This window comes from Clostridium sp. CM038 (assembly GCF_055081105.1).
Map to the genome: position 1 here is coordinate 3,950,955 of NZ_CM143651.1, position 12,448 is coordinate 3,963,402.

Sequence of the window (12,448 nt, forward strand, 5' to 3'; positions counted from 1 at the left end):
GATAATACCGTTTTACATTACATACTTCTTAGTATTTACTATGTTTTGAAAATTATTTATTAATTTAATATTTTAATTGCCTTTAGCATATATTGTATTATAATGAATTAGCACTATCCGTCATTATTATGGGGGGGAAATATGAAAAAGTTTATTAGGCAAAATAAAAAAATAGTGGTAATTGCAAGTATTTTGAATATATTGTCATCGTTGTTATTGGTATTAACAGCGTTAATGTTAGCAAATCTCTTGAATGTTATTATTGCAGGTGATGTACATGCCTTAATAAAACAAAGTATTTTTATGATTTTGATGTGGACTATATCTATCATTATGGATTATGAAAGTAAAATAAATACAGCAAAAGCCGTTGCAAAAATGAATTTCACTTTAAGATATCAAATTACAGATAAATTAACACAAATGGACTATGAGCAATTTTATAAAAACGAGACCGGAAGCTATGTTTCTTGGTTAACTAACGATGTAACTCAGATTGAAAGTACAACATTCAACCAATTTTTCGTATTAATTTCACAATTATCTATGATTATATTTTCATTATGTGGATTAGTATATATTCACTTGTGGGTCGCAATGCTTGCAATTGTTTTATGTGTTTTAATGATAATTCCCCCAAAGCTTATGAACAAAACTGTTGAAAAAGATTCAAAAGCTATGTCTGATCAACAAGAAGAATTTGTAAAAGTTACAAAGGAAACTATGATGGGACATGAGGTATTATATAGTTATAATTTATTGTCACGATTCAAATCCAGCATTTTAGAAAATTCTAAGATTTTAGAATTAATGAAGTATACATTTAAGAAGACACAGATAGTAGTTAACACCTTAATTAGTTTATCAAATATAATTTCTCAAATTGCAATGACTTTTATTACTGGATATTTGTCAATTAAGGGATTAACATCTGTAGGTTCAATTTTACCAGCTGCAAATTTAGCTGGTTCATTTTTCGGTTCATTTGCTACTTTATTAAATTGTGTTACAACAATAAGGTCTTCTAAACCTGTTTTGCAGAAATTTGATACCGATTCTAATCAATTTACAACTTTAGAAATGTGCCCACCTTTTTCTAGCTCCATCGAACTTAAAAATGTAAGTTTCGGTTATAAAAATAAAGATGTTTTTAAAAATCTTTCACTTATCTTTGAAAACGGAAAAAAATATGCAATCATTGGGAAAAGCGGAAGTGGTAAAACCACATTGATTAAATTGATTTTAGGTCATTTAAATAATTATGAAGGAAACATATATATTGATAATGTTGATATAAAACAATATAGTCAAGAAAGTATTAGGGATAATTTTGCATATATTAGTCAAAATGTATATATATTTAGTGGGACTATAAAAGATAATATAACATTGTGCGAAAACTTTACTAAAGAGGAATTAGATAATTCATTAAAAGAAAGCTGTCTAAGTGATTTTGTTTTATCTTTAGATCAAAATTTAAATACTTTTTTAGGCGAAGAAGGGAATAACATTTCAGGTGGCCAAAAACAACGCCTTTCTATAGCCAGAGCTTTGATCCGTCATAAACCAATCATCATTATTGATGAAGGAACTTCAGCATTAGATAAAAAAAATGCATTTGAAGTCGAGTCAATGTTATTAAAAAATCCTAATTTCACTATTATTCTCATCACACATCGTTTAAGCGAGGAATTGATAGATAATTTCGACAAAATAATTGAGTTATAATCACTTAAAAGATTAAACCGGCATTAGAGAGGGTATAGCCGACATACGTACAAAGACCGTCCACAGGGTGGAATGAATATCCATTATGTGGCTTTTTAAGCGTTATACTTTATTAGATCATGAATTTAAGTACTGTTATGCTCCCTATTATCCACTGGTAGTTGAATAGATTTTTAGGGTTAGCCACGTTGATAATAGTATTTTATGGTAGTATAATGAACTAAATATAAATGAAATATTAAAAGGATTTAGGAGGCATTATGAATTGGATTTATAAAGTAAAACAAATAACAAGTCTATATGATAGTTGTAATACATGTGGGTTACCAATTATAAATTGCCTTTGTGATAAAGCACCTAAAATAAAAACTAATGCAAATATTTGGATTCTATCTACAGAAAAAGAATTTTACAGACCCTCTAATACTGCAAGAATATTAAAGATAGTTAATCCACATTCAACAGAAATTTTTCTTTGGGAAAGAACGAAGATACCTGAAAAATTAGTAGCAAATATAAATAATGAAATATATGAGCCATTCTTACTTTTCCCTATAGAAAATTGTGAGGCTGCGCTCCGAAAAGTTGAATATAAAAGGACTGGTAAAATCCCTGTATTTATTATCATAGACGGTACATGGAAGGAAGCACGAAAAATAGTTAGGAGAAGTGCCTATCTAGAGAAACTTCCAATTATTTCATTGAATCCAAGTTTTAAGTCTAAATATGATTTAAGACGAGGTGCGGTCGATGGTAATTTATGCACAATAGAAGCTGCGATCGAAGTATTAAAACTAAATAGAGAGATCGAAAGTGCACAAGTAGTAAATACATTTTACAATCTATTTTTAAAAAGCTATAAGGCAGGTTCAAGTGGACATGAACTTTCACCTTCTAATAAAAATTGAAAATGCCACCCAAAAGGCGGCAAAAATTCTACATCGGTTGCTGGAAATTTTGAGACTGCTGATCTTTAATTTTCTGTTTACCATCCTCCATAAATTGAGAATCCTTTGGTGATAACATATACAAAACCTCTTGAAGCTCCCCAACGTGCCTTCTTTCTTCATCTGAAATGTGATTTAAAACCTTTTTAACTATTTCATGAGATGTTGACATTGCATGAGCTTCATAAGCTATGATAGCCTCAAGTTCACCAGCAATGTCCACACGAATTGCTTGCGCCAGCTCTTCATTTGACATTTGTCTTGGTACATTTGCAACGAATGGATTTCCTAATAACGCCATAGTTTCTTCCTCCCTTTCAATCTTAAATTTATTTTTAGCATCATACTGAATTATTATTCATTTATAAATGCTACTTCTGAAGTCTTCTCTTTGTTATAGTGTATACCCCCCTCTTATAGAATAGAGGACCTTTCCTTCTGAAATGTCGTTAAAACGAAAAGGTGTGTTATCATAGTTTAAAACTTTTCTATGCTGCAACATGTATACCTATCTATAAATATATATATATATATAACTACAAATGTATGTAATCTTTTCTACTGAATTTATGAGCAGACCTTTAGCAAAATATTACACCAAATAAAACCTCATACGGATTATATATATTAAAAAATAAAAAGAGAGGGTGAAACAAAATAGAAATTAATTTCTATTTTGTTTCACCCCCTTTTCTAATCCAGGTTATATTAATATTCTATTTCAACTACTTTTTCTACTGCTGCTAATAACTTTCCGCTCTTAACGAGTTCAGTAACTTTATCTAGATCTTTATACATAACTATATCATATTCAATAAAGTCTACAGATTTTCTAACTAAATCGTAAGCTTCTTGAGTTGCCATGCCAAGTTTGAATCCAGATTCTTTTCTGAAATCTATAGCTTGACATGCAGCTAATATTTCTGTTGAAACTACTCTAGATGCATTATCAACTATATCCCTAGCTTTTCTTGCTGCTATTGTTCCCATACTAACTAAGTCTTCTTGATTAGCTGAAGAAGGTATTGAGTCTACTGATGCAGGATGAGCTAATATCTTATTCTCAGATACTAAGGCTGCTGCTGCATATTGTGTAATCATAAATCCTGAGTTTAATCCACCATGTTTAGCTAAGAACGCTGGTAAATCGTTTAATTGAGGGTTGATCAATCTTTCTAATCTTCGCTCAGATACACTAGCAATTTCAGCTGATCCAATTCCTAAGAAGTCAAAGCTTAATGCCATAGGTTCTCCGTGGAAATTACCTCCTGAAATTACGTCTCCCTCTTCAGTTACTATAGGGTTATCTGTTACTGAATTTATTTCTCTTTCAACTTGAGCTTTTACATAGTTTATAGCATCTTTACTTGCACCATGAATTTGAGGCACACATCTTAATGAATAAGCATCTTGTACTCTTACTTCACCTTGTCTTGTTACATAAGTACTACCTTCAACTAGTTTTAATATGTTTCTGGCTGTTGCTAATTGTCCTGGCTGTGGTCTTAGCACATGAATTCTTGGATCAAAAGCATCTGTAATTCCTCTTAAAGCCTCCATTGTCAAAGCTGCTGCTATATCACTAGTTTTTAATAACTTTATAGCATCATAAGTAGCTAACGCTCCTGTTGCAGTTAAAACTTGCGTACCATTTATAAGCGCTAAACCTTCTTTAGCATCAAGTTCTATTATAGGAATTCCTGCTTTTTCCATAGCAACTTTACCTGGTAATATTTCACCTTTATACTCTGCTTCACCTTCACCAATCATAGGTAAAACCATATGTGCAAGTGGAGCTAAATCTCCTGACGCTCCTAAAGATCCTTTTTCAGGAATTGTTGGGTAAACACCTTTATTAATCATTTCAATTAATGTTTGCAAAGTTCCAGGTCTTATACCTGAAAATCCTTTTGATAGTGCATTAGCTCTTAAAAGCATTATAGCTCGTACGACATCAGTTGGAAATTTAGGACCATATCCACAAGCATGTGAGCAAATTAAGTTTCTTTGAAGTGTTTTGCAATCTTCTTTAGAAATACTAACATTACAAAATTCACCAAACCCTGTAGTTACACCATAAACAGCTCTTTCATTTTCAACTATATCATCAATTATTGCTCTTGATTTTATAACTCTTTCTATAGCACTCTCTTTTATAGAAACCCTGCAACCATCTCTAGCTATAGATACCATTTCCTCTAAAGTTAAATCATTTCCTGTCAAAAGTATTTCTTTCATTTTTATTCCTCCTAAAATTTATTAGTAATTTATTTAGACTAGAATATCATAGATCCTATAATACCAAATATCATAAGTGGTATAGTATAATGTAAGAATGTCGGTACACATGTATCCCAAATATGATCATGTTGACCATCTACACTAAGTCCTGATGTTGGTCCAAGTGTACTATCTGATGCTGGTGAACCTGCATCTCCAAGCGCTGATGCAACACCTATTAGAAGTATAGTAGCTAGTGGAGAATATCCAAGTTTCATTGCAAGTGGGCAGTAAATTGCAGCCACTATAGGAATAGTACCAAATGAACTCCCTATACCCATCGTTACTAATAAACCGACAAGTAACATTAAAACTGCACCTGCCAGTTTACTTCCATTAACCATTCCTGCAAGAGATGTAACTAAAGCTTCCACTGCTCCAGTTTTCCTTAAAACATCCCCATAACCTGATGCAACGAGCATTATAAATGCTATTAACCCCATTATTTTAATTCCACCATCAAGTAATCCATTAACATCCTCAAACTTAACTGCTCCTGAAACAAATATTATAATTAATGCTCCCAACGCTCCAAGAGGAAGCGATCCTGTAAGAACTTGAATTACAAATGCAGACACAGCTCCAATTAGAACACGCCAATGTTTTGAATTCATTTTAAGGTCTCCATCTTTAATTTCATCCAGCCCTTCTATTTGAATATCCTTGTATTCTCTTGGCTTTCTATAAGTATAAAATACAGCTATAAGAAGACCTATAACCATTCCAATCCCTGGAAGCCATAGCACTTTAGCTACATCAGCTGTCATAACAGGTATACCATTTTTAGTCATTTCAGAACTTATAATCCCATGAAATATTAGACCAAATCCTACTGGTAAAACAATATACGGAGCCTTTAATCCAAATGTAAGAGCACAAGCTACTGCTCTCCTGTCTATTTTAAGTTTATTCATTAATAAAAGTAGCGGTGGTATTAATATTGGAATATATGCTATATGAACTGGTATAAGATTTTGAGAAAAACAACCTAAAAAGGCTAATAACATTATAAATACATATTTCTTTTGTCCAACGATTTTAGATATTTTCTTAGCCAAAATCCCTGCTAGTCCAGTTTTATTTACTGCAACTGCTAATGCGCCAAGTAATATATAGCTTAATGCAGTTTCAGCATTTCCTCCCATTCCTCTAATGAGTGTCCTCATAGTATCTCCCAAAGACATACCAGAAACTAAGCCTGCTGTCATGGCTGCAATTAATATAGACAGTAGCACATTAAGTTTAAAAAGACATAAAATTATCATTACAATAACTGATACAACAACTGGATTAAATAATAACATATATTCCCTCCTCGTGGCTAATTGTTATAGATAAACTTCACCTTCATCAACAATTTTCACCTTACCTTTTAAGTAAAATAACTACGCTTCTCTCTTGTTTTTGAGTTAATTCTCCCGCTAAAGTGGATGTGCCTGAAGCACACCTTCTTTCCCAAAATAAACTATCTATTCCCTTTACTGCCTACCATTAAATGAATTATTCCTGGAAACTCTACCATTGCACTTGTAAACGATTCCATTGTGATTAACATAAAAATCTTTAGTCTCTTTAACCAAAGGCATAACAATTTTAGATTTATATTCGTTGCTATTTTTTAAATGCTCTACCTCACAATTTATTACTCCGTTAAATCCTGATACTTCTAAAGAACAATAAGTTTTTCATTTTCCTTTTTCACACAAGGATACTCCTTGTCCACCAAAACTGCCACTAACGACTTTGTCGCATTTCCACAAAACTCGCCTCCCATCATCTGAAGCCTAGGACAGTACTATCTTTTCCTTCTTCTGTACAAGGTTTTTCTATGAATTCAACCTGTTCAGCATGGGGGCTTCCATACTCCATAATTTTATTAGCAACATTGATATGAAATTGTCTCGATGCAGGCTCTAAAATAAAAACGGTCATATTTTCTACTTGATTTACTTTAATGAAATGTAACTTTATTGTTATAACTTCCTTTTTATTTTTATTATAAATCAATTTTAACATCCAAACGTCAAATAAGTGTCTATTATGAATTATCAATTAAATTTGATAAAAATTTTAAGTATATACTGCACATTATTAGTTCACTGTTTTTTTACCATAAAAATACATTTTACCCCTTGTCATAGTACTATTTTGCCTTTTTACACTTGCATTTATATTACATTTTACTATTTACGTCTATATTACATCTATTAATCCAGAATTTCCACATAAAAAGTTCAGCTATAATCTTATTTTGGCATTTTATTTATATTGTAGTATAATTTACATAAGAAATTTTATGGCATTATACGGGAGTGATTCGATGGATTATATATATTGTAAAATGTTTGGTAATTTTTGCGTAACTGTCAATGAAAAAGAAATATTCTTACCATTCAGTAAAGCTCAAGGCCTATTTTGTTATTTACTACTAAATAAACAAGATAACAGAGAACATCTCTCAGAACTTTTTTGGGCTAACCAAGAAGAAGGCAATGCTAAAAAGAATCTAAGAAATGCTATCTATAAAATAAATAAATGCTCTAATGTTCCGGTATTGGTATCCCCTCAAAAATCAATAATTATGCTCAATCCAGATATAAAAATAGACGTAGATATATATACTTTTATGAGTGATGAAAGTGAAATAGATGTCTTTAAAGGAGAATTTCTACAAGGATTTTGCCCTAAAAATGCAGAAAATTTTGAAATTTGGCTATTAGAAATGCGTGAAAGTTTTGAATGTATGTATATTGATAAATTGAATAAAAAAATAGAAAAGGAATTACAAAATAATAATTATGATATTGTTGAAAAATATTCAAAGCTATTGATAAAAATAGATGAATTCAATGAAAATGCTTATATATATCTACTGGAAAGTTACAAAAATCAAGGTAAATATAACCAAGCAATTGAAACATATAATGATGTTAAGAAATTATTTAAAGATGAATTATCCATTTCTCTTAATGATAAAATATTAAATGTAGTTAATGAAGTAATAGATATTATGAATACAGTTAAAAGCAGTAAAAACGCTGATGATTTTTTCTATGGAAGATATAATGAATTGAGGATATTACAAAACAATTACAATAACTTCATGAAAAACGAATCTTCGAAATCCGTATTTTTGGTAGGCGAAGCTGGTATAGGAAAAACAAGATTGAAAGATAAATTTCTAGAAGTAGTAGATGAGGATACAACTTATATTTTAGAAACTTATTGTTTTCAATTTGAAAAGGATTGTATTTTAAAACCATGGACCATAATATTATCCAAGCTCTCCGAAATTATGAAAAATAAAAATATAAAAATCCCAACTTTATGGGAAGATATTTTAGAAAATTGTTTTTCTGAGATTGATGAATTAGATAATAAAGAACGAAGCCTTAAGGTTATAGAGAGTAACTATACATTAAAATATGAAGTCATTGGGAATGTAATTACTAATATACTTACTAAAATAGCATACGAAAAGAAAATAATGCTTATTTTTGAAGATATACAGTGGATTGATTATGGTAGTTTAACCTTTTTAAGCAGTATAATTTTACATGGTCATGCTAACATTTTGTGTTTCATGACATATAGAAATGAATACAACATCGAAATAGATAAATTCTTAGCTTCAGCAAATAAACACAATAAGATTTTAAGGATGGATTTATTAAGATTTAATAATGATGAAGTCGAAAATTTCATTAAAATTGGTCTTCCAAAAAATCATTTCAATAAAGATATAGTAAATAAAATATACAACGAAACTGAAGGAAATGCATTTTTTTTAACAGAATATATTAATACTATAAAATCTAATAGTAGTATAAATATTATGTCTTCTAAAATGCAAGATGTAATGAAAAGCAGGCTTTTAGATATTTCTGAAGGGTGCAAAAACATTTTAAGAATTTCATCTTTATTTTTTGATGAAATACCTTTGTATATTTTACATGAACTTACAGGAGAAGATGAACTTAAGATAATTGACTCAATAGAAGAACTTCAAAATAAATTTATATTAAAAGAAACAAATAACAATAATATAATAAGCTTTATGTTTACTCATCAAAAGTTAAGAGAATTTATTTACATTAATCAATCCTTGGCAAGAAGAAGAATTCTTCATAATAATATAGGCTACATTATTGAAAAGGGTTTAACAAATAATAGAAGTGATATAACCATTTACAATAAACTTGTTTATCATTTTTCAAACGCAAATAATAATTTAGCAACATTAAAGTATAGTATAAAAAGTTTAAACGTATATTTAAATTTTAGTCATGAACTTTATCCAGTACTATATTATAAGGATGTTAATTTTTATAACAATCTATATTTTAGTAACAATAAAACCATTAAAAGCATAAAGAAGATAGAAATTCTACTATTAAAAATAAAAAATGACTGTAGAAACTCTAAAGAAGTTTTAAGATTAGAGATCGAATTTTTACATATTAAAGGAAGATATCTTATAAGAGAAGGAAGCTATGAAAAAGGCGTTGAATTCATAAATGAAATGATAGAAAAAGCTAATGAGATTGAAGATTCAGATTACTCTATAGAAGGGTACAAGCAGATGATATATTATTGTATACAAACTAATAATATTGATGATATGATAAAATATGTAAACATCGGTTTAGATAAAGCAGCAGATTGTAATTATCATATGGAAATAGGCGTATTTCTACGATTTAAAGCCTTATATAAAAAAATGCAGGGAAAATACAGTGAAGCAGAAAGACTCTTTAATGAATCTATAAATATCTTTAATGTAACTAAAAGTGTAGCTGATAAATACGCCTTGAGTATAGCGGCCGCTTATAACTATATAGGCGATATAAGAAGACAAAGCATGAAATTTCAAGAAGCTTTAGATTTTTTTAATAGAGCAATAAAAATATGCGAAGAAAAAAATGTATTCCCCAGTCTTTCTATTTTCAACATAAATGCGGGTGAAACATGTTTCAATATGGGATCATATCCTGAGGCAAAAAAATATTTCGAAAGGGCCATGGATATCTATAAACAATTCGATTTAATGTGGGAAAAGTCTATTGTAGAAGCCTTTATGTCAAGAATACTAATTAGTGAAGGAAATTATGAAAGTGCCTTAAAATATTTAAAAAATTCAGATGTGCATTCAAGGTTGCTAAAAAACCCTCATGAAATTGGAATTGTATATATGGTAAAAGCTCAAATTAAAAGTGAAATGAAAAATAATGAAAAGTTAAATAAAATTTTTAATATGTACTTAAATGAAAATTTACAATTCTATTGTGGAAATAGTATTAATTTTTTAACTACCTCAAAGGATAATTATGAAATAGATTTGCTAAATACCTTAATAAAGGAAAATAGTTATGAGTGCCCCAAAAAATAGACATTTTAATGACGACATAGTATTAGAATGTGATTATAAAGAGGGGAGTGATCAGTAATGATTAATAATATTGATATAAAAAATGCAATGACAGTTTCTTTAGATGATTGTTTACCTACTATGCCTGAATTTATTGAGGGAATAAGGAGAGCTCCAGATAGAGGCTTCCACCTTTCAAAATCACAGACAGAAATATCACTTAAAAACGCACTTCGTTACATTCCAGAAAAGTATCATGAGGAGCTTATCCCAGAATTTATGGAGGAGCTTACTACAAGAGGCAGAATATATGGATACAGGTTTCGTCCCGAAGGCAGAATATATGGAAAATCAATAGATGAATATAAAGGAAACTGTATTGAAGGTAAAGCTTTTCAGCTTATGATTGATAATAATCTTGATTCTGAAGTGGCTTTATATCCTTATGAGCTTGTTACTTACGGTGAAACAGGAAGTGTATGTCCAAATTGGATGCAATATAGACTTATAAAGAAATATCTAGAAATAATGACTCAAGATCAAACATTGGTTTTAGAATCAGGACACCCTCTTGGGCTTTTCAAATCAAAACCCGATTCACCAAGAGTAATAATTACAAATGCACTAATGATAGGCATGTTCGATAATCAAAAAGATTGGGAAATAGCAGAGGAAATGGGTGTTGCAAACTATGGACAGATGACTGCCGGAGGATGGATGTATATAGGACCTCAGGGCATAGTTCACGGTACTTACAATACTTTATTAAATGCAGGTAGAATGAAGCTTGGAATCCCAAATGATGGTGATTTAAGAGGACATATATTTGTAACATCAGGTTTGGGCGGTATGAGCGGTGCTCAGCCAAAGGCAATCGAAATCGCAAATAGTGTAGGCATCGTAGCTGAGGTTGATGAATCAAGAATTAGTACAAGACTTGAGCAAGGGTGGGTTATGAAGCAATCATCAGATCTTGATGAGGTATTCAAAATTGCTGACGAATACTTGGAAAAGAAAGAGCCAATGTCAATTGCATATCACGGAAATATAGTTGATTTGCTTGAGTATGCAGTAAAAAACAACAAAAAAATTGATTTATTATCTGACCAAACATCTTGCCATGCGGCATACGAAGGTGGATATTGCCCTAAGGGAGTAACTTTTGAGGAAAGAACAAGTCTTCTTGCAAAAGACAGAACTAATTTTTGCCAATTGGTTGACAAAAGTTTAAAACGTCATTTTGAACTTATAAAAACATTAGTTGAAAGAGGGACATACTTCTTTGATTATGGCAATTCATTTATGAAAGCAATTTATGATGCCGGTGTTAAGGAAATATCTAAAAATGGAATAGACGAAAAAGATGGCTTTATATTTCCATCTTACGTAGAAGATATAATGGGACCACAGCTATTTGACTATGGATATGGACCATTCAGATGGGTATGTTTAAGTGGAAAGAATGAAGATTTAATAAAAACAGATCATGCTGCAATGGGATGCATAGACCCAAATAGAAGATACCAGGATAGAGATAACTATAACTGGATAAGGGATGCAGAAAAAAACAATCTTGTTGTTGGTACAAAAGCAAGAATACTTTATCAGGATGCTACAGGAAGAATAAACATAGCTCTTAAGTTCAATGAAATGGTAAGAAATGGAGAGATAGGACCTGTTATGATGGGTAGAGATCATCATGATGTAAGTGGTACTGATTCACCATTTAGAGAAACTTCCAACATAAAAGATGGAAGTAATGTTATGGCAGATATGGCTGTACAGTGCTATGCCGGGAATGCAGCAAGAGGTATGAGTCTTGTAGCACTTCATAACGGTGGCGGTGTAGGAATCGGGAAATCAATAAATGGAGGATTCGGTCTTGTACTTGATGGAAGTTATAGAGTAGACGAGATAATCAAATCCGCTCTTTCATGGGATGTTATGAATGGAGTTGCAAGACGTTCATGGGCAAGAAATGAACATTCTATAGAAACAGTCATAGAATTTAACAATACACATAAAGGTACAGACCATGTTACTATTCCTTATTTAACAAACGAAAAACTTGTAAGGGATACTGTTAGCAAGTATTTTGATAAATAATATATTTAAGGGGATGTAT

8 protein-coding genes are annotated in these 12,448 nt (G+C 30.7%); 4 read left to right on the forward strand and 4 right to left on the reverse strand.

From position 1 onward, the window contains the following. Positions 1-141 precede the first annotated feature (141 nt). A complete protein-coding gene (locus tag ACWJKS_RS18285) occupies positions 142-1,728 on the forward strand; it encodes an ABC transporter ATP-binding protein (RefSeq protein WP_462960153.1) in 1,587 nt (528 codons plus the stop codon). A gap of 260 nt (positions 1,729-1,988) precedes the next feature. Further along, a complete protein-coding gene (locus ACWJKS_RS18290) occupies positions 1,989-2,636 on the forward strand; it encodes a tRNA-uridine aminocarboxypropyltransferase (protein WP_216302132.1) in 648 nt (215 codons plus the stop codon). A 28-nt stretch (positions 2,637-2,664) separates the two neighbouring features. Here ACWJKS_RS18290 and ACWJKS_RS18295 read toward each other — a convergent pair whose 3' ends face one another. The 4 genes from ACWJKS_RS18295 to ACWJKS_RS18310 all read right to left on the reverse strand — a co-directional run bounded on the left by ACWJKS_RS18295 (position 2,665) and on the right by ACWJKS_RS18310 (position 6,962). After that, a complete protein-coding gene (locus ACWJKS_RS18295) occupies positions 2,665-2,976 on the reverse strand; it encodes a demethoxyubiquinone hydroxylase family protein (RefSeq protein WP_220286229.1) in 312 nt (103 codons plus the stop codon). Positions 2,977-3,383: 407 nt separating this feature from the next. Beyond that, complete coding sequence (gene hutH, locus ACWJKS_RS18300) at positions 3,384-4,913, reverse strand: histidine ammonia-lyase (RefSeq protein WP_216302134.1); 1,530 nt, start codon at positions 4,911-4,913, stop codon at positions 3,384-3,386. Positions 4,914-4,951: 38 nt separating this feature from the next. After that, positions 4,952-6,259 carry a Na+/H+ antiporter family protein gene (locus ACWJKS_RS18305; RefSeq protein WP_220286227.1) on the reverse strand — a complete coding sequence of 436 codons (1,308 nt, stop codon included), beginning with the start codon at positions 6,257-6,259 and terminating at the stop codon, positions 4,952-4,954. Positions 6,260-6,728: 469 nt separating this feature from the next. Next, entirely contained in the window at positions 6,729-6,962 is a 234-nt protein-coding gene (locus tag ACWJKS_RS18310; RefSeq protein ID WP_462960154.1) for a hypothetical protein, read from the reverse strand. A gap of 313 nt (positions 6,963-7,275) precedes the next feature. Here ACWJKS_RS18310 and ACWJKS_RS18315 point away from each other — a divergent pair, with 313 nt between their 5' ends. Further along, positions 7,276-10,344, forward strand: coding sequence for a tetratricopeptide repeat protein (locus tag ACWJKS_RS18315; RefSeq protein WP_462958876.1), 3,069 nt, complete (start codon positions 7,276-7,278; stop codon positions 10,342-10,344). Between the two features lie 57 nt (positions 10,345-10,401). Next, complete coding sequence (locus tag ACWJKS_RS18320) at positions 10,402-12,429, forward strand: urocanate hydratase (protein ID WP_216302137.1); 2,028 nt, start codon at positions 10,402-10,404, stop codon at positions 12,427-12,429. The last annotated feature ends 19 nt before the right edge of the window (positions 12,430-12,448 follow it).